The organism is Rhizobium sp. 11_C7_N12_5, assembly GCF_051811145.1.
GTDB classification, from domain to species: domain Bacteria; phylum Pseudomonadota; class Alphaproteobacteria; order Rhizobiales; family Rhizobiaceae; genus Rhizobium; species Rhizobium lusitanum.
Genome location: NZ_JBPWPY010000001.1, coordinates 1,726,727 through 1,749,381 on the forward strand (window position 1 = coordinate 1,726,727; position 22,655 = coordinate 1,749,381).

General features: G+C 60.7%; 25 protein-coding genes. 7 read left to right on the plus strand and 18 right to left on the minus strand.

Annotated features, from left to right (window positions below):
* Positions 1-36: 36 nt before the first annotated feature.
* Positions 37-1,050 (minus strand): tRNA dihydrouridine(20/20a) synthase DusA, encoded by a 1,014-nt coding sequence (gene dusA / locus AB8B29_RS08590; RefSeq protein WP_113119308.1) that lies wholly within the window; start codon positions 1,048-1,050, stop codon positions 37-39.
* A 142-nt stretch (positions 1,051-1,192) separates the two neighbouring features.
* On the opposite strand from dusA, the gene AB8B29_RS08595 reads away from it, so the two are divergent.
* Positions 1,193-1,888 (plus strand): fumarylacetoacetate hydrolase family protein, encoded by a 696-nt coding sequence (locus AB8B29_RS08595; RefSeq protein ID WP_037202528.1) that lies wholly within the window; start codon positions 1,193-1,195, stop codon positions 1,886-1,888.
* A 16-nt stretch (positions 1,889-1,904) separates the two neighbouring features.
* Positions 1,905-2,435: a gamma carbonic anhydrase family protein gene (locus AB8B29_RS08600; protein WP_037202530.1), complete on the plus strand. Its 531-nt coding sequence runs from the start codon at positions 1,905-1,907 to the stop codon at positions 2,433-2,435.
* Positions 2,436-2,533: 98 nt separating this feature from the next.
* Here AB8B29_RS08600 and AB8B29_RS08605 read toward each other — a convergent pair whose 3' ends face one another.
* Genes AB8B29_RS08605 through AB8B29_RS08615 form a run of 3 tightly spaced genes read right to left on the minus strand, consistent with a single transcriptional unit; the run spans position 2,534 to position 4,642 of the window.
* Positions 2,534-2,932 (minus strand): Fur family transcriptional regulator, encoded by a 399-nt coding sequence (locus AB8B29_RS08605; RefSeq protein ID WP_037202531.1) that lies wholly within the window; start codon positions 2,930-2,932, stop codon positions 2,534-2,536.
* The gene (gene znuB / locus AB8B29_RS08610) at positions 2,929-3,756 is read right to left on the minus strand and encodes a zinc ABC transporter permease subunit ZnuB (protein WP_037202532.1); all 828 of its coding nucleotides are present in this window, start codon (positions 3,754-3,756) and stop codon (positions 2,929-2,931) included. Before znuB ends, AB8B29_RS08605 begins: the two co-directional genes overlap by 4 nt.
* Positions 3,749-4,642 (minus strand): ATP-binding cassette domain-containing protein, encoded by an 894-nt coding sequence (locus AB8B29_RS08615; protein ID WP_037202533.1) that lies wholly within the window; start codon positions 4,640-4,642, stop codon positions 3,749-3,751. Before AB8B29_RS08615 ends, znuB begins: the two co-directional genes overlap by 8 nt.
* Positions 4,643-4,742: 100 nt before the next feature.
* On the opposite strand from AB8B29_RS08615, the gene AB8B29_RS08620 reads away from it, so the two are divergent.
* Together AB8B29_RS08620 and zigA are read left to right on the plus strand one after the other, a co-directional pair.
* Positions 4,743-5,696 carry a zinc ABC transporter substrate-binding protein ZnuA gene (locus tag AB8B29_RS08620; RefSeq protein WP_037202534.1) on the plus strand — a complete coding sequence of 318 codons (954 nt, stop codon included), beginning with the start codon at positions 4,743-4,745 and terminating at the stop codon, positions 5,694-5,696.
* A gap of 91 nt (positions 5,697-5,787) precedes the next feature.
* Positions 5,788-6,993 (plus strand): zinc metallochaperone GTPase ZigA, encoded by a 1,206-nt coding sequence (zigA, locus tag AB8B29_RS08625; protein WP_037202535.1) that lies wholly within the window; start codon positions 5,788-5,790, stop codon positions 6,991-6,993.
* A gap of 186 nt (positions 6,994-7,179) precedes the next feature.
* Here zigA and AB8B29_RS08630 read toward each other — a convergent pair whose 3' ends face one another.
* From AB8B29_RS08630 to AB8B29_RS08695, 14 genes are all read right to left on the minus strand, one after another.
* Positions 7,180-7,902, minus strand: a complete 723-nt coding sequence (locus AB8B29_RS08630) for a PAS domain-containing protein (protein WP_037202536.1) — start codon at positions 7,900-7,902, stop codon at positions 7,180-7,182.
* Between the two features lie 271 nt (positions 7,903-8,173).
* Positions 8,174-9,106 (minus strand): lipid A biosynthesis lauroyl acyltransferase, encoded by a 933-nt coding sequence (locus AB8B29_RS08635; RefSeq protein WP_037202857.1) that lies wholly within the window; start codon positions 9,104-9,106, stop codon positions 8,174-8,176.
* 5 nt (positions 9,107-9,111) lie between these two features.
* A complete protein-coding gene (locus AB8B29_RS08640) occupies positions 9,112-10,140 on the minus strand; it encodes a zinc-binding dehydrogenase (RefSeq protein WP_037202538.1) in 1,029 nt (342 codons plus the stop codon).
* 157 nt (positions 10,141-10,297) lie between these two features.
* Positions 10,298-11,584 carry a beta-ketoacyl-ACP synthase gene (locus AB8B29_RS08645; protein WP_037202539.1) on the minus strand — a complete coding sequence of 429 codons (1,287 nt, stop codon included), beginning with the start codon at positions 11,582-11,584 and terminating at the stop codon, positions 10,298-10,300.
* Between the two features lie 11 nt (positions 11,585-11,595).
* Positions 11,596-12,801, minus strand: a complete 1,206-nt coding sequence (locus AB8B29_RS08650) for a beta-ketoacyl-ACP synthase (RefSeq protein ID WP_037202541.1) — start codon at positions 12,799-12,801, stop codon at positions 11,596-11,598.
* 43 nt (positions 12,802-12,844) lie between these two features.
* Positions 12,845-13,318, minus strand: coding sequence for a 3-hydroxyacyl-ACP dehydratase FabZ family protein (locus tag AB8B29_RS08655; RefSeq protein ID WP_037202542.1), 474 nt, complete (start codon positions 13,316-13,318; stop codon positions 12,845-12,847).
* A gap of 122 nt (positions 13,319-13,440) precedes the next feature.
* Positions 13,441-13,719 carry an acyl carrier protein gene (locus AB8B29_RS08660; RefSeq protein ID WP_003502893.1) on the minus strand — a complete coding sequence of 93 codons (279 nt, stop codon included), beginning with the start codon at positions 13,717-13,719 and terminating at the stop codon, positions 13,441-13,443.
* A gap of 227 nt (positions 13,720-13,946) precedes the next feature.
* Complete coding sequence (locus tag AB8B29_RS08665) at positions 13,947-14,375, minus strand: L,D-transpeptidase (RefSeq protein ID WP_037202544.1); 429 nt, start codon at positions 14,373-14,375, stop codon at positions 13,947-13,949.
* 121 nt (positions 14,376-14,496) lie between these two features.
* A complete protein-coding gene (cbiB, locus tag AB8B29_RS08670) occupies positions 14,497-15,477 on the minus strand; it encodes an adenosylcobinamide-phosphate synthase CbiB (protein WP_037202546.1) in 981 nt (326 codons plus the stop codon).
* Positions 15,474-16,472 carry a threonine-phosphate decarboxylase CobD gene (cobD, locus tag AB8B29_RS08675; protein WP_439006407.1) on the minus strand — a complete coding sequence of 333 codons (999 nt, stop codon included), beginning with the start codon at positions 16,470-16,472 and terminating at the stop codon, positions 15,474-15,476. Before cobD ends, cbiB begins: the two co-directional genes overlap by 4 nt.
* Positions 16,469-17,776, minus strand: a complete 1,308-nt coding sequence (locus AB8B29_RS08680) for a cobyrinate a,c-diamide synthase (protein WP_113119310.1) — start codon at positions 17,774-17,776, stop codon at positions 16,469-16,471. The genes cobD and AB8B29_RS08680 overlap by 4 nt, the downstream gene beginning before the upstream one ends.
* On the minus strand, positions 17,773-18,621 hold the full coding sequence (gene cobA / locus AB8B29_RS08685; protein ID WP_113119311.1) for a uroporphyrinogen-III C-methyltransferase: 849 nt from the start codon (positions 18,619-18,621) through the stop codon (positions 17,773-17,775). Before cobA ends, AB8B29_RS08680 begins: the two co-directional genes overlap by 4 nt.
* A 299-nt stretch (positions 18,622-18,920) precedes the next feature.
* Positions 18,921-19,880 carry a nucleoside hydrolase gene (locus tag AB8B29_RS08690; RefSeq protein WP_047556462.1) on the minus strand — a complete coding sequence of 320 codons (960 nt, stop codon included), beginning with the start codon at positions 19,878-19,880 and terminating at the stop codon, positions 18,921-18,923.
* A 160-nt stretch (positions 19,881-20,040) separates the two neighbouring features.
* Complete coding sequence (locus AB8B29_RS08695) at positions 20,041-20,445, minus strand: cobalamin biosynthesis protein (RefSeq protein WP_051964415.1); 405 nt, start codon at positions 20,443-20,445, stop codon at positions 20,041-20,043.
* A 159-nt stretch (positions 20,446-20,604) separates the two neighbouring features.
* Here AB8B29_RS08695 and AB8B29_RS08700 point away from each other — a divergent pair, with 159 nt between their 5' ends.
* From AB8B29_RS08700 to AB8B29_RS08710, 3 genes are all read left to right on the plus strand, one after another.
* Positions 20,605-21,381, plus strand: coding sequence for a TSUP family transporter (locus tag AB8B29_RS08700; protein ID WP_112441306.1), 777 nt, complete (start codon positions 20,605-20,607; stop codon positions 21,379-21,381).
* Positions 21,382-21,483: 102 nt separating this feature from the next.
* Complete coding sequence (locus AB8B29_RS08705) at positions 21,484-21,849, plus strand: nuclear transport factor 2 family protein (RefSeq protein WP_113119312.1); 366 nt, start codon at positions 21,484-21,486, stop codon at positions 21,847-21,849.
* The gene (locus tag AB8B29_RS08710) at positions 21,846-22,649 is read left to right on the plus strand and encodes a helix-turn-helix domain-containing protein (protein WP_092573900.1); all 804 of its coding nucleotides are present in this window, start codon (positions 21,846-21,848) and stop codon (positions 22,647-22,649) included. Before AB8B29_RS08705 ends, AB8B29_RS08710 begins: the two co-directional genes overlap by 4 nt.
* The last annotated feature ends 6 nt before the right edge of the window (positions 22,650-22,655 follow it).

Here is a 22,655-nt window from a genome sequence, read left to right on the forward strand (position 1 = left end):
CCCATGGCGAGGTGGCCCGAAGGCCCCTCGAACCCCTCAAGCGCTCGCCCGCTCACCCTCACCGGCGAAATCCACCGCGGCGAAAGCCGCAGCGATCACCTGCGGCACGGCGCCCGGCTTGTTGGCGTCGGTAGAGAGAATTTGCCGGTAGCGGCGCGAGCCGGGCAAGCCGGTGAAGAGGCCGACCATGTGGCGGGCGACATGGTGCAGGCGGCCGCTATTAGCGATATGGCGCTCTGCGTAGGCCATCATCCGGTCGCACAGGTCGTTCCAATCGGCCTCAACGGCCGGATCGCCAAAGAAGCGATGGTCGACGTCGGTGAGGATGGCCGCATTCTGATAGGCGGCGCGGCCGAGCATGACGCCGTCGACATGGGCAAGATGCGCCCCGGCCTGATCCAGTGTCTGGATACCGCCATTGATGCCGATAAACACATCGGGCCAACGCTGCTTCATGCGATAGACGATGTCGTAATCCAGCGGCGGGATCTCGCGGTTTTCCTTCGGCGACAGGCCCTTCAGCCACGCCTTGCGCGCATGGATCCAGATCGCGTCGGCACCGGCGTCGAGCACGCGACTCATCAGCTCAGGCAGCGCCGCTTCCGGCTCCTGTTCATCGACACCGATGCGGCATTTCACCGTGACGGGGGCCTTCGATACCGTCTTCATCGCTGTGACGCAGGCAGCCACCGTCTCCGGCGTCAGCATCAGGCAGGCGCCGAAGGTGCCGGACTGCACACGGTCCGAAGGGCAGCCGACATTGAGGTTGATCTCGTCATAGCCATAGGCTTCCGCAATCCGCAGCGCCTCGGCAAGCTTGGCCGGATCGGAGCCGCCGAGCTGCAGGGCGACGGGATGCTCGCTCGCATCATGGCCCAGCAGCCGGTCGCGCGGGCCGTGAATGATCGCATCCGCCACCACCATCTCGGTATAGAGCAGCGCATGGCGGCTCATCTGCCGATGCAGATACCTGCAATGCCGGTCAGTCCAGTCGATCATGGGAGCCACCGCAAAGATCTTGCGGCCGTTTTTCAGCGCGTCGCTGTACATGGGATACCTTTCTGCCTCGCGCTCTACACCAAAACCTTTCCGAAGGCCAGTTTTCCCGGCAGCGACAATGATGCTAGGTTGCCGCATGGAGTCGGAAGGCAGCACGCCTTTCCGAAAGCAATGAGAGTTTCGAAAAGCCCATATGAACGCCCCTCTTACGACAGTTATTCCACCACCCGCCACCGTCCTCTTGCCAATCGAGGGTGAAGCCGAGCTCTTTCCGGTGCGCCGCGTCTATTGCGTCGGCCGCAACTATGCCGATCACGCCATCGAGATGGGGCACGATCCCAGCCGCGAACCGCCGTTCTTCTTCCAGAAGAATCCGGACAATCTGCTTGTTTCGAGCGATTTCCCCTATCCCCCGTTGTCATCGGACGTGCATCACGAGGTGGAGCTTGTCGTCGCGCTGCGCAGCGGCGGAGCCGACATCCCGGTCGAGCAGGCGCTCGACTGCGTTTATGGCTATGGCGTCGGCATCGATTTCACCCGCCGCGACCTGCAGGGCGAGGCCAAGAAGCTCGGTCGTCCCTGGGAGATCGGCAAGGCCTTCGAGCATTCCGCGCCCGTTTCCGCGCTCGTCCCCGCTACCCGCGTCGGCCACCCCGACAAGGGCGGCATCTGGCTGATGCGCAACGGCGAAGCGGCCCAAAGGGGCGACCTCTCCCAGATGATCTGGAAGGTGCCTGAGGTCATCGCCGAGCTGTCCAAGCTCTTCACGCTGGCGCCAGGCGACATCATCATGACCGGCACGCCCGCCGGCGTCGGCCCGGTTGCGCGTGGCGACAGGATCAGCTGCGCCGTCGACGGCGTCGCGACGCTGATGCTGAACGTCATTTGATCGAGGAGGACGAACCATGCCGCTCTACGCCCTTGCCGACCTGACACCGAAAACACCCGGTCCCGACCTTTATTGGATCGCACCGGATGCGAGCGTGATCGGCAAGGTCGAGATCGGCGAGGATGTCGGCATCTGGTTCGGCGCTGTGCTGCGCGGCGACAACGAGCCGATCGTCATCGGCAAGTCCACGAATATCCAGGAAGGCGCGATGGTGCACACGGATCCGGCCTTCCCGGTCACGATCGGCGAAGGCTGCACCATCGGCCACCACGCCATCATCCATGGCTGCACCATCGGCGACAACTCGCTGATCGGCATGGGCGCGACGGTGCTGAACGGCGCGAAGATCGGCAGCAATTGCCTCGTCGGCGCCAATGCGCTGGTCACCGAAGGCAAGGAGTTTCCGGACGGATCATTGATCGTCGGCGCCCCGGCAAGAGCGATCCGCACGCTGGACGAGGCCGCCATCGAAGGCCTGCGCCGCTCGGCCCGCAATTATGTCGCCAATTGGCAGCGCTTCGCCCGCGATCTCAAGAGACTGGATTAGAGCAATTCCAGGAAAAGTGCGAAGCGGTTTTCCGTCCGGGATTGCGCAAAAACAATAGCATGGAGCGGTAGGGCGATTCCGTGAAACGCGTAACCGCTCTAGGCCGCGCACTTCGCGCAGTGACCGCGGATTTCGATGGTCGACTTCTCGGCTTTGAATTTCTGCGACTTCAGCCAATCCATCAGCCGGTGATCGACCTCATGATCGTGGAATTCGATCACCTGGCCGCAGCTTTCGCAAATGGCGAAGGCAACGAGGCCGTGACTGTGGCAGTTTTCATCCGGATGGGCGCAGGCGACGAAGGAGTTGATGCTTTCGAGCCGGTGCACGACGCCATATTCCAGCAGCTTATCCAGCGCGCGGTAGACCTGCAGCGGCGCGCGAAATCCCTGATCGCGCAGCTTGTCGAGAATGGTGTAGGCGCTGAGCGGCGATTCCGCCTTGGTCAGGACATCGAAAACCAGGGTCTGGTTCTTGGTGAGCATCGGAGTGGTCATGATGACTGTCCTCTCTGTTCCGCCGCCGGCGCGGCGCCCCTGCGAACGAGGGGCAGCAGACTGATGATAAACAGAATGAGCGCCGCAACCACGATGGACGGGCCGGAAGGCGTGTCATAGCGCAGCGATCCGAACAGCCCGCCGACGACGGCGACGGCACCGAGGAGCGAGGCAAAAATCGCCATCGTCTCCGGCGTCGAAGCGAAGCGGCGCGCTGTGGCTGCTGGAATGATCAGAAGTGCGGTAATCAGCAGGATGCCGACAATCTTCATGGCAATCGCGATCACCGCGGCCATCAGCAGCATGAAGAACAACTTCGCGCGCTCCGGCCGCAACCCTTCGGCCTCGGCCAGCTCGGGATTGACGGTGGATGCCAACAGCGGCCGCCACAGCCAGACAATCGCCGCCAGCACAAGGATACCACCGCCCCAGATCACCAGGATGTCGGACTGGCCGACGGCAAGGATATCGCCGAAAAGGAAGGCGATGAGATCGATCCTGACCCAGCTCATGAAGGCGACGATGACCAGGCCGATCGCCAGGGTCGCATGCGAGAGAATGCCGAGCAGCGCATCCGCCGACAGCGCCTGCCGCCGCTGCAGGAAGAGCAGCAGGATCGAGACGAGTGCCGCGACCGCGAAGACGGAAAGCGTCAGATTGAGCTGGAAGAGCAGCGACAGCGCCACGCCGAGCAACGCCGAATGCGAGATCGTATCGCCGAAATAGGCCATGCGCCGCCAGATAATGAAGCAGCCAAGCGGCCCCGTGGTCAGCGCCAGCCCGACGCCGGCGAAAATGGCGCGCAGGAAGAAATCGTCAAACATGGCGCTCTCCCTCGGCATGATCATGGTCATGATGGTGCTGATGATCGCCGTGATCGTGGTCATGATCGCCGTGGTCATCAGGATGATGGCCGTCGCCGGCGTGGCAATGATCGGTGATCGAACCATCGGCATGCTGCACGCGACCGTCGGGCAGATGCGTGTGGTCGTGATGGTGGCTGTAGATTGCCAGAGATTGCGCCGCGCGCGTGCCGAAGAGTTTCACATATTCGGGGCTCTGGCTGACCGTCTGCGGCGTACCCCGGCAGCAGACATGGCCGTTCAGGCAGACGACGGTATCTGTCGCGGCCATGACGACATGCAGATCGTGCGAAATCAGCAGGATGCCGCAGCCTTCGGAATTGCGGATCGACTTGATGAGGTCGTAAAGCGCGATCTCGCCGTTGAAATCAACCCCCTGCACCGGCTCGTCGAGCACCAGAAGATCGGGCTTGCGGGCGATGGCACGCGCGAGCAGCGCCCGCTGGAATTCACCGCCGGACAAATGCTGCACCTCGGCCTTGGCAAGATGCGCTATGCCGACCGCCTCCAGCGCCGCGCGCAGCTCGCTCTCCGGCAAAGGCCCCGTCAAGGTCATCAGTCGCTGCACGCTGAGCGGCAGGGTCCAGTCGATCGCAAGCTTTTGCGGAACATAGCCGACCTTCAGGCCGGCGATGCGATCGACACGCCCCTCGTCCGGCTTCAGCACGCCGATCGCCACCTTGGCGCTGGTGGATTTGCCGGAACCATTCGGGCCGATGAGGGTGACGATCTCACCTCGGCTCACGGAAAAATCGACGCCGCGCACCAGCCAGCGACCGTCGCGGCGGACGCCGACATCATGGAGCGACACCAGGGGCCGGCTCTTGCTGTCGATGGAAGAGAGCATGAAATTTCCAATTGCGCTATTGCGCCATGCTATCGCACACGTTATAGCATAACGCAATTGATGTAATAACATAACAGACCCATTCAAGGGCACTTATCGCATGAACGTCGCAAAAGCTTTCTTTCCCCTCGCCGCCTCTCTCCTGCTTTCAGGCCTGCTTGTCGGCACCACCGCAACTGCAGCCGATGCCCCAAAGGTCGTCGTCTCCATTAAGCCGGTTCATTCGCTTGTCGCTGCCGTCATGCAAGGGGTCGGCACGCCGGATCTCATCGTCGATGGTGCTGCCTCACCACATACCTATGCGCTCAAGCCCTCGAATGCCCGCAGCCTCCAGCAGGCGCAGGTGGTTTTCTGGGTCGGTCCGGGCATGGAAGCCTTCTTGCAGAAGCCGCTCGCCTCTCTCGGCTCCAATGCCACCGTCGTCGAGCTCGATCAGGCGCCAGGCATCACCAAGCTCAAGTTCCGCGAGGGCGGCGCCTTCGAGTCACATGACGACGGCGACGAGCCGGCCGCCGGCGAAGACCACGCACACGATCACGAAGAATTCGACACGCATCTCTGGCTCGATCCGCACAATGCGAAGGCGATGGTGGCCGAAATCACCACGTCGCTGGTCGCCACCAACCCCGCCAACGCGCTGATCTATGAAGCAAATCAGAAGGCATTGAACGACAAGCTCGATGCCCTCGATACCGAAATTGCCTCGACACTCGCGCCGGTGAAGAACAAGCCCTTCATCGTCTTCCACGATGCCTATCAGTACTTCGAGCATCGCTACGGCGTGCGCGTTTCCGGCTCCATCACGGTAAGCCCGGAAACCATTCCCGGTGCGCAGCGCGTATCGGAAATTCACAGCAAGGTCGCCGATCTCGGCGCGACCTGCGTTTTCGCCGAACCGCAATTCGAACCAAAGCTGGTCAATGTCGTGCTGGAAGGCACATCCGCGAAATCTGGAGTCCTCGATCCCGAAGCCGCAACGCTGCCGCAGGGGCCGGATCTCTACTTTACCCTGATGCGCGGCATCGCAAACTCCCTAAAAGCCTGCCTCTCCTGAGCCAGGCTGAATATCGCCGAAGGAAGCGAGCCCATTGCTCGCTTTTTTCACGCCAACAAATGTTATGATATTACATTACAAAGAGATTGTCATGAACAAGAAGCTCCCGGTTACCGTCCTCTCCGGTTTCCTCGGCACCGGCAAGACGACGCTGCTCAATCATATTCTCAACAACCGCCAGGGCCTGCGCGTCGCCGTGATCGTCAACGACATGAGCGAGGTGAATATCGATGCCGCGCTGGTGCGTGACGGCGGCGCCAATCTCTCACGCACCGAGGAACAACTCGTCGAGATGACCAACGGCTGCATCTGCTGCACGCTGCGCGACGATCTCCTGAAGGAGGTGCGTCAGCTCGCCGAGCAGGACCGTTTCGACTATCTGCTGATCGAATCGACTGGCATAGCCGAGCCCCTGCCCGTTGCGACAACCTTCGAGTTTCGCGACGAGGATGGCAGCAGCCTCGCAGACGTCGCCCGGCTCGACACCATGGTCACGGTCGTCGACGCAGCCAACCTTCTGGCGGACTACGGCTCGACGGATTTCCTTGCCGATCGCGGCGAAACCGCGGGTGACGGCGACAACAGGACCATCGTCGATCTCCTGGTCGAGCAGATCGAATTTGCCGATGTCGTCATCCTCAACAAGATCGGTTCAGCCACTGCCGAGCAGCGCGACGCCGCACGCAAGATCATTGTCGGCCTCAATCCCGATGCACGTCTAATCGAAACGGATTTCGGCGCGGTCGAACCGACCGAAGTTCTCGGTACCGGCCGCTTCGACATCGATCGCGCCGAAACGCATCCGCTATGGTACAAGGAGTTGCACGGCTTCAAGGACCATGTTCCCGAAACGGAAGAATATGGCATACGCTCCTTCGTCTATCGCGCGAAGAAACCGTTCGATCCCACGAGATTCCAAGCCTTTCTCAATCGTTCCTGGCCGGGTGTCGTTCGCGCCAAGGGCTTTTTCTGGCTCGCGACCCGGCCTTACCATGTCGGCGAAATGAGTCAGGCTGGCGCGCTGGTCCGCACGAGCAAAATGGGCCTGTGGTGGGCCGCCGTGCCACAGGAGCAATGGCCCCGCGATCCGTCTTTCAAGCAGGCTCTGGCTCCCTATCTCGATCCGGTCTGGGGCGACCGCCGTCAGGAATTGGTCTTCATCGGCGCCGATCCCATGGACCGGCAGAAGATCACCGCGGAGCTGAATGCCTGCCTGGTCAAGGCGGACCGATTTACGCCGGAGCGCTGGCGAGACCTGCCGGATCCTTTCGCCAGTTGGAACGGGCCAGCAGCATGAAGAAGCCGAACGTGATCAAGTTCCGCTGCTACTGCATGGAATGCAGCAATGAGGACAAGCCCGAGGCCGGCGCTCCGAAACCAATCGAACAGCGCCGGATCAAGAATATAATAGGGAAAACGGGTCAGATCTCCGCCTCGCGGCCGACTCCATCGAAAGATTGCCGATCGGGGCCTGAACGCGGGTTCAGGCTACCATCATGTGGGCGGGGACTGCACTCACTTCATGCATGACGAGCAATGCGCCGATCACCTCGCCCTTGGTGCGAAGCGGTGTCATGCTGCAGTGAAGGACCTTGCCGGGCTCTACAGTATGATAGCCCGGATAGAGGCACTCGACCGCCTCGCCTGCGAAGCAGGAATCGAGCTTCGTCCTGACGCTGCTTTCGAAATATTCGGAACCGATGAATTCGGACATATGCCGTCCGACCAGTTCGATCGGCTTCGATTTCAGAAACTCCGAATTGGCAGCGTTGCTGTAGAGATAGCGATAATCCCGCGTGATGACGGCAACGCGATCCGGCAGACTGTTGAGAATGACATCGTTCAGGACGCTGCCTTCGTCATAGCCAAACAGATCGTCGCGTTCCTTTTTCTTGGACGAAAACGCTATCAAGACCTCGGCCGCAGCATCGCTCGCGCCGCCGAAATAGCGATCGATCAGCACGGACAGCGACGCTGAATTGCGTACAACCCGCGACCGATCGTCCGATTCTTCCCGGATGAGATTGTTCATGAACTGGAGCTGCATGTACATTTCAAGCAGGCTTGTGGCCCTAGAGGCCAAAATAGCCGCTATAAGCGGCTCCAATTCGCGATCAAGTGACGCTACAAGCTCATCGTCGCCAAGTTTTATCGCACGCTGAATCTGGTTACATTTCGTGGAGAAGGCATGAAAGAGTGCCAGCAAAATTGCCCTCCTGTCCCTGACCATAGTCAAACACCGAGGCCTCGTTTCCCGACGCTGACATGCCCAAGGATAATCAGTCTGGTGTCCGCATTCTCACCAGACTTTCTATCATGTGAATTAACATGACTTACCCTCACTTTCAATCCAGATGAGTGGAAGTTCTCGGAAAAGGCGAACTTTCTGAAATGAAAGGCTTACTGGGCCGAATGACTGTATGAAGACTGGACCTGGAGAAACATAAGACCTGCTCTGGCACGAGCTTGGCAGAAGCCTAGAAGACAGTTTTCTTGATGTTCCAGCGATCATGATACCAGAGCCATTGCTCGGGATTCTCCCTCACCCAGCCCTCGACTTTGTCGTTCAACATCTGCGCCGTCGCCGGCAAATCGAGATTACCCAACTCGTTGCGCGGCATCTCCAGCTTCGGCTCGATTTCCAACCTATAGCGGTTGCCTGGCAGGCGGATGCAACGAGCCGGATAGACCTCGCAGTTGAACTGGCGCACGAGCTTCGGCAGAAGCGGATTGGTTTTCACCTCCCGGCCGAAGAACAAGGTCTTCAAACCCTTGCGAAATTTCTGATCGACCAGCACGCCGACGCCACCGCCCGCTTCCAGTTCCCTGGCAAGGGCGAATGATGACCCCGCATGCGATGGTACGAGATTCCCCATGCGTTTCGCGCGAAAGTCAAAAACCTTCTTGGCGACATAGGGATTGTTCGGCGGGCGAAACAGCACCGTCACCTTGAGGCCGAAGGCAGCACCGGCGACGGGCAGCAACTCGAAATTGCCGGTATGGCCGGTAAAGACGATGAATGGCCGCGGGTTATCCCTGAGATCGAGAAAGATCGGAATACCCGAAACCTCGACGCGGCCCGGCTTGTCGCTATGGGGATCGAAATCGAAAAGCCGGTCGAGAAAGACATATTCCGCCGCCAGCCGCCCCATATTGCCCCAGCTCGCGAGCGCGATCTTCTCGATCTCCGCCTCGCTCTTTTCCGGAAAGGCGTTACGCAGGTTGGTCAGCATCAATGTGTGCCGGCGCATGCGCGGACCGATCTTGCGGGTCAACCAATCGGCAAACCTGATGCCGCCATCCGCCGGAAACAGCTTCAGAAAATTGAGGAAACCGAAGATGACCTGCGCCACCAGCCATTGCCGGAAATTTCTGAGCGAGAGGACGATCCGGGTGATGACGAGCTTCACGCGGCTCAATCCATCTTCAAGATGATCTTGCCGAAGATCTGGCGCGATTCCATCCGTTCCAGCGCCCGGTCGATATCGCTGAAGCTTACCTCGGTGTCGATCACCGGATGCACCAGGCCCCGCGCCATCTTCTGCATGGCGTTCGCCATGTTCTCCATGCGGCAGCCGAAGGAACCGAAGAGCTTCAGCTGCTGCTGGAACAGCATCATCAGGTTCATTTCGGTCGACACACCCGAGGTCGAACCGCAGGTCACGAGGCGACCGCCACGCTTCATGCAGAGCATGGAGCCGGCCCAGGTATCCTTGCCGACATGTTCGAAAACGACGTCGACACCCTTTTTCTTCGTCAGCTTGCGCACCACACCCTCGAAGCGGTCGGTGCGGTAATTGATGACATGATCGGCACCCAGCGCCTTGGCCTTCTCGATCTTGTCGTCGGAGCCGACTGTCGTGATGACAGTGCAGCCGATCTTCTTGGCAAGCTGGATAGCCGCGGTGCCGATGCCCGAGCCGCCGGCGTGGACGAGGATCGTCTCGCCCGGCTCCAGCTTGGCATTGTCGAACAGCATATGCTCCACGGTACCGAAGGTGACGGGCGCGAGTGCCGCGCCGATCGCATCGACGCCGGGAGGCGCCGGAACCAGCAGGCGCGCCGGAAGATTGACCTTCTCCTGTGCGAAGCCGTCGAGATGGAAGCCATGAACACCGCTGACATTCTCACAGAGATTGTCGCGGCCTTCGCGGCAATGACGGCAAAGGCCGCAGGTGCGCGCGCCATAGATCGAGACGAGCTGCCCCGGCAGCACGTTGGCCACGCCCGGCCCGATCGCCTCGACCACACCGGCGGCTTCCGCACCGATGACAAGCGGCATCTTGCGCTTGGCAAAGGCCATGCCCCGCCAGCCCCAGACGTCGATGTGATTGAGGGCAACGGCCTTGACGCGCAGCGTCACCTCGCCCGCGCCAGGAGCGTCTGGCTCTGGCAGATCGGTGATCTCAAGTTTGCGGTCGTCAACCAGTTGCAAAGCACGCATGACAAAATCCCTCGCCTTTTAGGCGTCCTAAGGCACGATCCCGAAAAGTGCGAAGCGGTTTTCGGACAAGATCATGCCACATCCAATAGTCCTGGAGCGAGGCGACGATTTGAAGATACGTCGTCTCGCTCCAGTGTCTTGTTCTTCAAAGGTCCGATTAAGCCGGTTCAAGCGCCATGACAAGGCTGGCATTCTGGCCGCCGAACCCGAAGGAGTTCGAAAGGATCGCCTTTACCTGTTTTTCACGCTTCTTGTTCGGCACGACGTCGAGAACGATCGACGGATCCGGATTGTTGTAGTTGATGGTCGGCGGCAGCGTGCCGGTCAGCATGGTCTGCAGCGAGAACACCGCCTCGACCGCGCCCGCCGCCGTCAGCGTATGGCCAATCATCGACTTGTTCGACGAAACGGGAATGGCCGAGAGCCGCTCGCCGAAGACAGCGGACATGGCGCCATATTCCATCTTGTCGTTTTCCGGCGTCGATGTGCCGTGGGCGTTGATATAGCCGATATCGCTCTCATCCATGCCGGCATCGGCCAGCGCCGCGCGAATCGTCGCGATCGCCGGGCCGCCGTCGGGCGAGGAACGCGTGCGATGGAAGGAGTCCGCCTTGTCGCCCGCACCCTTCATGATGCCGAGGATCTTGGCGCCGCGCGCAATCGCCGCCTCCAGCGATTCCAGCACCAGCGTCGCAGCACCTTCCGCTATGACGAAGCCGTCACGGTCCTTGCTGAACGGCTTGGATGCCTTGGTCGGCGGATCGTTCTGGGTCGAAAGTGCCGACAGCAGCGAGAAGCGGATCAGCGCCTCGGCGCTGAGCGACCCGTCGGTCGCAACCGTCAGAGCCCGCGCCGTCCGGCCCTGGCGGATCGCCTCGATGCCGAGCTGGATGGCGGTCACGCCGGACGCACAGGCCGTCGATAGCGTTATCGGCAGGCCGCGCGTGCCGAAACGGTCGGCAAGGCGCTCGGAAATGGCCCCGAAGAGCGCCGCTTCGTGGAAAACAGCATCCGGGCGCTGGCGCATGGCGGCTAGGAAACGCTCATAGGCGTCGCCCTGATGATCCGCCGGCGGCGAACGATCGGCAAGCTCGAAGCGGGCGCTCCATTCCGGCTCGATCGGCGGCGCGGCAAGGAACAGCGGCGCATCGAAATCACCGGAAATGCCTGCCTGGGCCAAAGCCTCAATGGTTGTCTCGCGTGCAAAGGCATATGAGCGTTCAACGGCATTCGGCGCCGGAATATCGATGAAATCCACCGTGCCGGCGATACGCGTCGAAAGCCCGTCCGTCGGGAAGCGCGTGATATTATGGATGCCGGAGGTGCCCGACGAAAGCGCGTTCCAATTGTCCTGCAGGCCCTGACCGAGCGAAGTGATGATTCCCATGCCGGTGACGGCAACGATGGGACGCCCCAGATGATCCTTGTAAGCGGATGCGGTCATGATCTTGTTCCTCACGCTTCGGCGGAAAGTACGGCGATGCCTTCGCCGCGCGCATGGCCGACAGTCGTTACCACAGCCTTGCGCGCACCGGCCGTCATCGGCTTTTCATTAGCGGCATCAAATGGCGGCACCTTGGCCTGATTGGCGAGGGCGAGCGCCGCGAAAGCAATCCCGAGCGGAAACTGGCTTTCAAGCCCATGGCCGGAAACTCCGCCGTAGCCGCGAATGGCCGAGGCGGGAAGCTGTGCCTCGAGAACGGCTTTCTCGCGCTGGGCAAGATCGGTAATTGCCGTCGTCCCGGAGAAGATGACGGTCGTATCGCCCTGGCCCTCTTTGGCTGATGTGAGCATACGCTCCAATCGTGCCTCGAACCTGCCTCCGTCACGGCTGCCGCGATCCCCCTCGATCGAATCGATGCTCGCATAAATATGCGCGCCGCGGCCTTCGGCATGGGCGCGGGATTCGAGCACGAGAAACGCGCTGAGCGACCCCATAATCATGCCGCCGCCATTGTCCGGCGTGCGCGACCACAACGGATGCCATGCGCCGAGGGCGTGTGCATTGATGGATTCGATCAACAGGATCATGTCGAGCCGCTCGGCCGAAAAGGCGCCGCCGACCAGGGCATGGCTCGATTCACCCGACTTGATGCGATGGAAGGCGGTCTCGACAGCGGAAATGCCGGCGGCTTCCTCACCCATGAAGGTGCGTGACGAGCCGGTGACCTTGTGGACGATCGAGATATTGCCGGCGAGCAGATTGGAAAGCTGTGCAAGGAACAGAGTCGGCCGCAGTTCGGTCGTCAGCTTCTCGTTCAAGAGCACTTCGCGATCGTTGCGGTTCAAGGCCTCATTGACGATCAGCGTATCGACATTGAGGTCGCGCTCGCCGCCGCCGGCCGCGACGATCATGTCCATGCTGCCGCAGGCTTCCAGATCTTCCTTGAAGCCGGCATCGTCCAAAGCCAGTCCGGCAGTGAAGACGCCGATACGCTGCCAGTTTTCCATTTGCCGCTGATCGCCGCGCTTCGGGATCTGCTGCGACCAGTCGATCTCAGGCAGCGGATGCACCGGATAGGGCTTGAATTTCTCGGTTTCCACGATGGTCGGTGGCGTCTTGTCCGATGTCAGCAGGGCGACATGCGCATCCTTGCCGACACCCTGACAGGTGACGATGCCGATACCCGTGATCACCACATCATTCTGAGCCTTGCTCATTCATCAATCCTCTTAGAATGCGGCGCAATGCGAGCCGGCAGCATCAACCGTTGGCCGCGATGGCGTCGAGGAGACCGACCTCGCCTGCCCGCCTACGCACGATGTCGGCAAGCGGCACCTCATTAAACGGCACGGTGCGCAGCTTCAACTGCGCATCGCAGATCTTCTTCCCCGCAATGGTGATGCGCGCCTTGGTCACGGCGAAGCCAGAACCATCGTGCTCCAGCTCGGCCTCGATATCGAGCTCGGCTTCCGGCTCGACAAAGGTGCGCATCTTGGCGCCATCGACCGACATCAGAAACGGCATATAGGCGAACTTGGTTACCGCCAGCACCAGCATGCCCGAAGCCTGCGCCATGGTTTCGATCAGCAGAACGCCCGGAACAAGCGGCATGCCGGGGAAATGGCCTTCGAAAACTGGGCTTTTCGCCGGAACGACAGAATGAGCCTTCAACTGGCCCTTGGACAGATCGACGGACACGACCCTGTCGATCATCTGGAAATATTCCAGCAGCATCAACGCCTCCGCTCCAACCCGACAGCGCACGATGCTACGGGCGGGATACGCTATTTAAGAATGAAACCGCCCGGCCGCCATATTCAGGGGCGGCTGGGCGTCAAAAAATGCAAGAATGTTGCTCAGCCCTTGGCGGCGCGCAATTCATCGATCTTGGCACAAAGGTTCTTCAGCACGAAGTACTCTTCGGTCGAAACCTTGCCTTCATTGACTTCCTGCGTCCACTGCTCGAGCGGGATCTTGATGCCGAATTCCTTGTCGATGGCGAACACGATGTCCAGGAAGTCGAGGCTGTCGATGCCGAGGTCGTCGATCGTGTGGCTTTCCGGAGTGATCGTCTCACGGTCGATTTCGCTGGTCTCAGCGATGATGTCGGCAACTTTGTCAAATGTAGCAGTCACTGCCCATACCTCTTGAAATAATAATTCAATCCCCCTCATAGGGAAATCCAGTCCAAAAGCCAATGCTTTCCAATAGAAACCCCGGCAATTTGGCGGATGACTGTTGCGCAAACAGCAAAGGCAGTCCTCACGCCACCATCGGCCGGATCGCGGCCGACATGCGTGCAAGATGCGGCAGCATTACGGCTATACCAGCCTTGCGAACAAATTCGCACGGTGTGAGACGCTCACTCGCTGATGACAATCCGCGTGTTGCTGAGGCCTACATCCGCAGTCATGGAAAAGAAGGTTGCGGCATTACGGGTCTCCAGCCGCACGCAGCCGTGCGAAGCGGGCTGGCCGAGATGCCTCACCTCATAGGTGCCGTGGACAGCATAACCGCCATTGAAAAACACAGCATAGGGCATCGGCGCGTCGTCGTATTTCTTTGAGCGATGATCTTTCGAAAGCCATTTCGCCGTATAGGAGCCTGTCGGCGTAACATAACCCCTACGCGCCGTCGAAACTTTCCACCGATACTTGAAAACACCATCTTCCGAAACGGTCATTGTTTGCGACCGAAGATCCACCTTTGCGAGAACAGTTCCCGCCTGCACTGATCCAGCATGCAATTCCATACATAGACATACGGCTGCAGCCACAACGCTATATTTCATCTTATCCCCTCCGACCGTTTGCTTCATTCCGAAGCAATTCAGACGATGGGAAAGCCTAACAGGCCGTCAATTATACCATATTAATACATATAGTGAGCAATTCATTAATATAGATAGTCGCTCACAGCAGCAGCAGGAAGCCCAAAAAGGCTAAAAGCGTCAGCATTGAGCATGCCGAATAGAAGATCGAGATTCCTGCTTCGATGTCGCTGACGGTGGCCGTGTCACGGCCCGCGCCATTGATCATCGGCTCACGCACGACCTCACCACCGTAGATCCGCGGCCCCGCAAGCTGAATGTCCAGGGCGCCGGCCATCGCCGCTTCCGGCCTGCCGGAATTCGGCGACCGATGCAGCCCGCCGTCCCGGACCGCGACTCGGATCGCATTTCCGAGCGCCGAGATCCCGCGCTTGACGAGGGCGCCGACGGCGATCAGCAGGATCGACAATCGTGCGGCCGGCCAGTTGGCGATATCGTCCAAACGTGCAGCCGCCCGTCCAAAGTCGACATAGGTCTCCGATTTATGGCCAATCATCGAATCAGCTGTGTTGAGCATCTTGTAGAAAAACAGGCCCGGCAGGCCGAAAATGCCGTACCAGAGCGCCGGCGCCACGACGCCATCCGAGAAATTCTCGGCAAGGCTTTCGATCGCCGCCCGGCAGATGCCAGGCTCGTCCAAGGTCTCGGGGTCGCGGCCGACGATGCGCGACACCGCAAGACGGCCGCCCTCCAGGCCGTTGCTCCGCAACGCCCGCGAGACCTCACCGACATGATCGGCCAGGCTCTTCTGCGCCAGGAACACCGCGACCAGCGCCGCTTCGACCAATATGCCGAGCCAGCCGAAGAAGGCGAGCAAGCCGTGGATCGCCCAGCCGACGATAACGGCTCCCATGAGCAAGGCGATGATCGACATCATACCGTTGCGGCGACGAAGCACGCCGGGCAGATGTTTTGCATTGAACCGGCTGTCGAAGGACGAAATCGCCTTGCCGAACAGCACGACGGGATGCGGCACACGCTGCCAAAGCCAATCGGGATCGCCGACGATGCGATCCAGCAGCAATGCAAGCACGAGAATGAGCAAATGTTCGTCGGCGGTCATGTCGAATAATCCTCTAGTGCCCCGGCGAGTCTGTGATCTGCCTCCTCATCCGGAGCGAGACCGAAGCGCAGCCAATTGCGCGCATAATCGAACTTGCGGACCAGAATATGGTGGCGGCAGAGATGCTTATATATGCCTTCTGCGCGGTCGTCCGCAACCAGCGCGAACAAGGCCGTGCCTCCGGCAACATGCAGATGGAACCTATGGAGAGCCGTCTCCAGCGCAAGGCGCCTTTGTAAAATACGATCGCGCACGGCGCTCGTGTCGCGCTCCATCAACGAGGCAGCGATCGACAGCGCCGGACCGGACACGGCCCAGGGACCCAGCCAATCCTCGAACTGGGCGGCAATCGACGCTTCGGCGATCACGAAACCGAGCCGCAAACCGGCCAGGCCGAAGAATTTCCCGAATGACCGGAAGATGATGAGGCTGGGCATGGAGGCGGCATATGGCGCAAGGGTCGCCTCAGGTTCGATATCGCCAAAGGCCTCGTCGACCAGCAGGATACCATCCTGCCGGCGTTGTCTGTCGTGCAAATCGCGCAGCTGATCGACTGACAGCCTCCGCCCATCCGGATTGTTGGGATTGACGACGACGACGAGCCTGTCTTCAGCAGTAAGATCAGCTATCCCCGAAACCTGGCGTACAGGAAGGCCTGCGAGCGTGAACGCCCGGACATATTCGCCATAGGTCGGCGACAGGATCGCAACGCTGCCGTTGGGCACGAGCCTGGGAAGCAGCTGAATGACCGATTGCGTACCGGGAACGGGCAAGGGCAGGATATCGCCGCTGCGGTAATAGGCCCTCGCCGCCTCCCGCGCACGCTCCTGCAAATGCTGGTCCGGCAGCCGGTGCCAGGCCGAAACGGGCACCTCCGGCAGGGCGACAGGGTTGGGGTTGATGCCGGTCGAGAGGTCAAGCCAGTCTTCTGGGCGTCCGCCATACTGGCGAGCCGCCGCGGTGATGCCGCCGCCGTGGACGATCCTGCTTGTCATGCCGCGTCCCCGGCAAGATCGATCAGGTGCATATAGGAACCCGCGACATTGGCGCGCTGAAGACCGGCCGCGCCTAGATCGGCGCCAAGCGCATCCCTGACCGCAAACAAACGATCCGCCTCGCCTTCCGAAACGATGGTCGAATAATGAAACTCATGCGCCGTCATCGGCATTTCGAAGAAGGAGCCGGCAAGCGGCGTTACGCGCCGGTAGCCCAGATGGCGCTGTCGCTTTTCGTAGCTGGTCACCACGGGCAGGAGACCGAGCATCTCGTGGCGAGCCCCGGCCGCATCCACCAATCCGTCGCCAAGCACCATGTAGCCGCCGCACTCGCCGTAGATTCGCGCCCCGCGCGCCGCTGCATCCCTCACGCCGGACTGGAAATGATAGGCGTTCGCAAGCTTTTCCGCATGCAGTTCGGGATAGCCGCCGGGCAGATAGACGGCGTCAGCGTCAGCCGCCGGCCCCTCGTCCGCCAAGGGAGAGAAGAAGGAGATCTCCGCGCCGCGCCGCCGCCAACCGAGCAGCATATGCTCGTAGCAGAAGGCGAATGCGATATCGCGTGCCACCGCGATGCGCTGCCCGAACGGCATCAGTCGCGCGATGTTGGCTGTCGATGGACGCACGACATTCTGTTGCGCGGCGCGCAGCAACAGCTCGAAATCGCACGCCTTGGACACGATGCCGGCCGCAGCCTCGATAAAATGCTCCAATGCGGCATGCTCCCCGGCCTGCACCAGCCCGAGATGCCTTTCCGGCAGAGCGAGGCTCGCCTCGTTGCCGATGACGGCGAGAACCGGCATCCGCACCGCGTCCAGCGCCCGGCGCAGCATCGACTCATGCCTTTCGCTGGCAACACGATTGAGCACGACGCCGGCGATGCGGATATCGGCACGGAAATTGGCAAAGCCGCTGACAAGAGCCGCGACCGATTGCGACATGCGCGAGGCATCGACAACAAGCACTACGGAAAGACCGAGGAAGGCCGCAAGATCGGCTGGCGTGCCGGAGCCGTCAGCGGCACCATCGAACAGACCCATCATGCCTTCGATCACGAGCATCCGCGCACCGGCCCTGTGAAGTGCCGAATTGGCGGATATGAGTTCGGCGCGCATGGCCCAGGGGTCAAAATTGAGACAATGCGAACCCGCTGCCGCAGCATGAAAGGCAGGATCGATGTAGTCGGGGCCGGCCTTGCCCGATGCGACTGCGATACCCCTCTGCCGCAACGCTCTCAATAGGCCAAGCGTGAATGTGGTCTTGCCGGAGCCGGATGCCGGTGCGGCAATCAGGAGGCCGCTCATGCCGACACCTTATGTCCGTTTCCAGCCCGCACCTCCGCGACAGGCACGAGCTTGCGTCCTGAGAGAGCGCCGAGCCAATCGAGCGAGGGCCGCAATCTCACCACGTCGCCGACGACGACGATCGCAGGAGGTTCCAGACCGGAGGCTTCGATATCGGCAGGCGCGCGTCCGAGCGTCGTTTCCAACACCTGCTGGGAGGAGGTGGCGGCATTGCAGACGAAAGCAACCGGCTCATCCACCGAACGGCCGGCCGCGATGAGATTCGCGCTGATCTGGGCAATATGTTTCATCGCCATATACATGACGATAACAGGCGATCCCTTGCCGATCGCCTCCCAGTTGATGGCGTCAGGCACGACTCCGGAAGAATCATGGCCGGTCAGGAAGGTAACGGCGTGGTTGATGTCGCGATGGGTGACGGGAATTCCCGCATAGGCAAGCCCACCGATGCCGGCCGTGATGCCGGGCACGATACGGAAGGGAATACCATGTTCCACAAGCACCAGCGCTTCCTCGCCGCCACGCCCGAAAACGAATGGATCGCCGCCCTTCAGGCGCAAAACGCGCTTGCCCGCGCGCGCCAGCTCCACGAGACGCAGCGAAATGTCTCGCTGCTTGGCCGACGGTTTGCCGCCGCGCTTGCCTGCATATTCCAACACCGCCCCCGGGCGGGCGAGCTTCAGGCAGTCTTCATTCACGAGCGCGTCATGCACGACGATATCCGCCTCGGCTAGCCCCTTGGCCGCCAGCAGGGTCAACAGCCCTGCATCTCCCGGCCCAGCGCCGACAAGCCAGACGGAGCCCGGCTCAAGCGCCGGCAGATTCGAAAATGCGGTATCGTTCATCCCATTTGTCCTATGCCCGGATCGCCGAAATTGCAATGTTGAGAACGGGATAAGACGGCGGCCGCCGACGTCGTTTCCATCGCTAATACTAGGGGACCGAAACCCTCCGCATGGGTGACGGCGCGCTATGGGCTTTTCTAGCGGCGACAGGAAACGGAAAAAACACCTCGATCGAAGGCATGGTTTCCGGACTCAATCTGTCCGGAAACTCAAATAACCATATGATAAGCTGATGGAACGGCTGTTCCGCAGAAAAAGGGATAGCGAAGGGGGCTCGCGATCGCCCCTTCGCGTAAGGCTCAGTGTTTCCCCTCGTCCAGGATCACGTCACGGATCAGATCGACAACCTGCTGCGACCGAATGCCCGTGCAGACGATCTGACTCGGCAGACTGTCCCAATCGCCCGGCGGGAAGTGACGGCCGTTCGGCTTGATAATCGTTTGGCCATCGGCAATGCCGCCGCAGACGACGCGCACCGACCCCTCGATCGTGTCGAACAATTCGGGAGCCACGACATAGACGCAGGCGCAGCTGTCGTGGACCATCATGCCGTCTTCGACCAAATGGCTGTAGAAATCGATATAGGATTGCGACAGGTCAGAGAGCAGCTGCACGGACGGCCCGCCCGCCTTTGCCATGTCGGCCAGATAGCTGCGGCCCATGGTCGTCGCACCAGTCACATCGAGACCTACAACGACTACCTTCCAGGATGCCGTCATGATCAGATCGGCAGCTTCCGGATCGCCATGGATATTGGCCTCAGCCACGGGTGACACATTGCCGGGCACATAGAAATTGCCGCCCATGATCACGACGCCCTTTACGAGCGAGGCGATTTCCGGATCGTGTTTCAGGGCCAAAGCAAGATTGGTCATGCGGCCGACAGCAACCAGCGTCACCTCGCCCGGATTGGCGCGAACGGTATCGATGATGAACTGATAAGCCGGCCGCGGATCGGTCGGCAGATCGATGGTCTCGGGTACGGCGATATTACCGAGACCATTGTGGCCATGAACGATGGTCGGCCACGGCCGCTCCTGCCGCGAGGGATCGAAGGTGATGCTGGCGCCGCGGGCGACCGGGCATGGAATATTCCACTCGCGCTTGAGGAACAGCGCGTTGCGGGTCGTCGTATCAACCGAGGCGTTGCCGAAGACCGTCGTGACGCCGAGAAGGTCGATACCCGGGTGACGGTGCAGGAAGAGAAGCGCCATGGCGTCGTCGACGCCCGGATCCGTATCGTATATGACCTTATGCATGAGTTTTCCTTGATAACATACTGATGAAACCTGATCTTTAAGCAATACCGCTACATCCGAGATCATGCTTGTGTTACCGGCATACACGAGAACCGAAGTGGGTGAAATACGGCCACGATATCGCACATACCGTTTGCACGCTGTGAGCAGCGGCTAGCCTTCAGCCGATCCTAGCGATCGCAGCCGTGGCAAACGCTGACTTGATCTTGGGAAGCACGAGCTCGGCATCGGCGCCGGCAGCCGCCAACGCCGCCGCCTCGGCAACGCCATGACAACCGACATGAGCAAAAACCAGCTCGGACGGGTTCTTCAGGCGGGGCGTCTCCCGCTCCAGCGCGGCCACATTGAAAAAACGCACCGGCAGACGAAAATGCGTGGCGACCTCGAGGATGGCAGGCTCATCGATGCGCGTATCGATCGAGACGACCGCCAGCAACTGCTCGCTTCCGATTCCAACCTCGTGCAACGCTCGTTCAGCAAGCATGCGCACGTCATTCCAGTCCGTGCCGCGCTCGCAGCCCAGACCAAGAACATAGCGGCGGGGGGAACCGGCATATGTCGTCATACTCAATCCTCAAGCGGCTGCAATCGACATCACACATCTACCCACCCGTCCCCGACCCGTCAATTTCGCCTGGTGTGTCTCGCAGGCAATTGCCTTGGCGCGACCGGAGTGCAAGAAGGCGCCTTGATTTCATGCCCTAGAGTCCCTGCCTTGCAAGACATGACATTTCAACTGCTGCTCCTGCTCTTTGCCGCCGCCTTCTTCGCCGGTTTCGTCGATTCCATCGCCGGCGGCGGTGGGCTGGTCACCGTGCCCGCCATGTTGCTGGCCGGCATTCCACCGCTGCAGACGCTCGGCACCAACAAGGTGCAGTCGATCTGCGGCGCGGCCTCGGCGACCATCGCCTATGCCCGGCAGGGACATGTGCAGCTTCGCGAACAGCTGCCGATGGCGCTGATGGCCGTGATCGGCGGCATGCTCGGCGCGATGCTGGCGACCATCATGCCAAGCGACGTGCTGCGCATCACCCTGCCCTTCCTTTTGATCGCCATCGCACTTTACTTCGCCGTCAAGCCCAACCTCGGCGATGTCGAGAAGCATCGCCGCATGAGCGCGGGGCTATTCGGCGTAACCCTCGTGCCGCTGATCGGCTTCTATGACGGCGCATTCGGGCCCGGCACCGGTTCATTCCTGATGCTGGCCTTCGTGACCCTCGCGGGTTTTGGCCTGCTGAAGGCAACGGCGCATACGAAGCTGCTCAATTTCGGCTCGAATCTCGGCAGCATGATCGTCTTCATCTTTTCCGGCGTCATTCTGTGGAAGGTGGGCCTCATCATGGGGCTTGGCCAATTTCTCGGCGCGCAAGCGGGTTCGCGGCTGGCCATGCGCATCGGCGCCAGGCTGATCAAGCCATTGCTCGTCGTCGTCTGCATCGCCTTCGCGGTCAAGCTTCTTGCAGACCCGACCCATCCCGTGCGGATCTGGCTCGGGCTGTAACAATCGGCATCTTTGATTACCTCCGACGTAATTGATAGTGGTTTGGAGCTCGCCCATGATCGCCCTGCCTGAACGGTTCAGGCGATCCAAAGGAGTTGACCGATGACCGATGCAACCACCATTGCCGAACGTTATATTGCCATCTGGAATGAGACGGATTCCGAACGCCGGCGTGCCCTTATCGCCGAAGCATGGACCGAAAGCTGCAGCTATATCGATCCACTGATGCGCGCCGGCGATCGCGAGCAGATCCACGCGCTGGTCACGGCAGCGCACGAGCGCTTCCCGGGCTTCCGCTTCACATTGATCACGGACGGCGACCGCCATGGTGACAATCTCCGCTTCTCCTGGGGCTTCGGCCCGGCTGACGCAGAGCCGCTGATCAAGGGCACGGATTTCGCCATTCTCGAGGGCGACCGCCTGAAGTCCGTTCACGGCTTCATCGATCAGCTGCCGGTGGCCGCATGATGACGACGGCCCGCTCTATCGGCGACCATCTGCGCGAATGGCGGCAACGCCGCCGTTTGAGCCAGCTGGAATTCGCCATCGAAGCCGACATCTCACAACGACATCTCAGCTTCATCGAGAGCGGGCGCTCGCTTCCCAGCCGCGAGATGCTGATGCATCTCGCCGAACGGCTCGGCGTGCCGCTGCGCGAACGCAATCCGATGCTTCTGGCGGCAGGATTTGCGCCCGTGTTTCCCGAGCGCAAGCTGGACGACCCCGCACTTGCACCGGCATGGCGCGCGATCGATATGCTATTGAAAGGCCACGAGCCCTTTCCGGCGCTGGCGGTCGACCGTCACTGGACGCTGGTCGCCGCCAACGCCGCAGTCGCGCCACTTCTTGCCGGCATCGCCGATATCTCGCTCGCCAATCCACCTGTCAATGTGCTGAGGCTCAGCCTGCATCCGGATGGACTGGCGCCCCGGATCGTCAATCTGCCCGAATGGCGTAACCATCTGTTGGAGCGCTTGCGTCAACAGACCACCGCGACAGGCGATCCTGTGCTCATAAAATTGCTGCAGGAGCTTTCCGCCTATCCCGCGCCGCCGGCACAGAAATCAGGCTCCTCCGACCGAGATTTTGCAGGCATCGCGGTGCCGCTCGAACTCCTCACCGAAGCGGGCCGCCTCGCCTTCATCTCGACAACGACTATCTTCGGAACGCCAGTCGACGTGACTCTATCGGAGCTGGCAATCGAATCTTTCTTCCCCGCGGACCCTGAGACCGCCGAATTGCTGAAGACGATGATCCCCAGCAGCTAGCAGCGG

What these genes read in the sequence shown, in the direction of transcription:
- dusA (WP_113119308.1), bottom strand. Translation starts at nt 1,050, where the DNA reads ATGTACAGCGACGCGCTGAAAAACGGCCGCAAGATCTTTGCGGTGGCT.
- AB8B29_RS08595 (WP_037202528.1), top strand. Translation starts at nt 1,193, where the DNA reads ATGAACGCCCCTCTTACGACAGTTATTCCACCACCCGCCACCGTCCTC.
- AB8B29_RS08600 (WP_037202530.1), top strand. Translation starts at nt 1,905, where the DNA reads ATGCCGCTCTACGCCCTTGCCGACCTGACACCGAAAACACCCGGTCCC.
- AB8B29_RS08605 (WP_037202531.1), bottom strand. Translation starts at nt 2,932, where the DNA reads ATGACCACTCCGATGCTCACCAAGAACCAGACCCTGGTTTTCGATGTC.
- znuB (WP_037202532.1), bottom strand. Translation starts at nt 3,756, where the DNA reads ATGTTTGACGATTTCTTCCTGCGCGCCATTTTCGCCGGCGTCGGGCTG.
- AB8B29_RS08615 (WP_037202533.1), bottom strand. Translation starts at nt 4,642, where the DNA reads ATGCTCTCTTCCATCGACAGCAAGAGCCGGCCCCTGGTGTCGCTCCAT.
- AB8B29_RS08620 (WP_037202534.1), top strand. Translation starts at nt 4,743, where the DNA reads ATGAACGTCGCAAAAGCTTTCTTTCCCCTCGCCGCCTCTCTCCTGCTT.
- zigA (WP_037202535.1), top strand. Translation starts at nt 5,788, where the DNA reads ATGAACAAGAAGCTCCCGGTTACCGTCCTCTCCGGTTTCCTCGGCACC.
- AB8B29_RS08640 (WP_037202538.1), bottom strand. Translation starts at nt 10,140, where the DNA reads ATGCGTGCTTTGCAACTGGTTGACGACCGCAAACTTGAGATCACCGAT.
- AB8B29_RS08645 (WP_037202539.1), bottom strand. Translation starts at nt 11,584, where the DNA reads ATGACCGCATCCGCTTACAAGGATCATCTGGGGCGTCCCATCGTTGCC.
- AB8B29_RS08650 (WP_037202541.1), bottom strand. Translation starts at nt 12,801, where the DNA reads ATGAGCAAGGCTCAGAATGATGTGGTGATCACGGGTATCGGCATCGTC.
- AB8B29_RS08655 (WP_037202542.1), bottom strand. Translation starts at nt 13,318, where the DNA reads ATGCTGCTGGAATATTTCCAGATGATCGACAGGGTCGTGTCCGTCGAT.
- AB8B29_RS08665 (WP_037202544.1), bottom strand. Translation starts at nt 14,375, where the DNA reads ATGAAATATAGCGTTGTGGCTGCAGCCGTATGTCTATGTATGGAATTG.
- cbiB (WP_037202546.1), bottom strand. Translation starts at nt 15,477, where the DNA reads ATGACCGCCGACGAACATTTGCTCATTCTCGTGCTTGCATTGCTGCTG.
- cobD (WP_439006407.1), bottom strand. Translation starts at nt 16,472, where the DNA reads ATGACAAGCAGGATCGTCCACGGCGGCGGCATCACCGCGGCGGCTCGC.
- AB8B29_RS08680 (WP_113119310.1), bottom strand. Translation starts at nt 17,776, where the DNA reads ATGAGCGGCCTCCTGATTGCCGCACCGGCATCCGGCTCCGGCAAGACC.
- cobA (WP_113119311.1), bottom strand. Translation starts at nt 18,621, where the DNA reads ATGAACGATACCGCATTTTCGAATCTGCCGGCGCTTGAGCCGGGCTCC.
- AB8B29_RS08690 (WP_047556462.1), bottom strand. Translation starts at nt 19,880, where the DNA reads ATGCATAAGGTCATATACGATACGGATCCGGGCGTCGACGACGCCATG.
- AB8B29_RS08695 (WP_051964415.1), bottom strand. Translation starts at nt 20,445, where the DNA reads ATGACGACATATGCCGGTTCCCCCCGCCGCTATGTTCTTGGTCTGGGC.
- AB8B29_RS08700 (WP_112441306.1), top strand. Translation starts at nt 20,605, where the DNA reads ATGACATTTCAACTGCTGCTCCTGCTCTTTGCCGCCGCCTTCTTCGCC.
- AB8B29_RS08705 (WP_113119312.1), top strand. Translation starts at nt 21,484, where the DNA reads ATGACCGATGCAACCACCATTGCCGAACGTTATATTGCCATCTGGAAT.
- AB8B29_RS08710 (WP_092573900.1), top strand. Translation starts at nt 21,846, where the DNA reads ATGATGACGACGGCCCGCTCTATCGGCGACCATCTGCGCGAATGGCGG.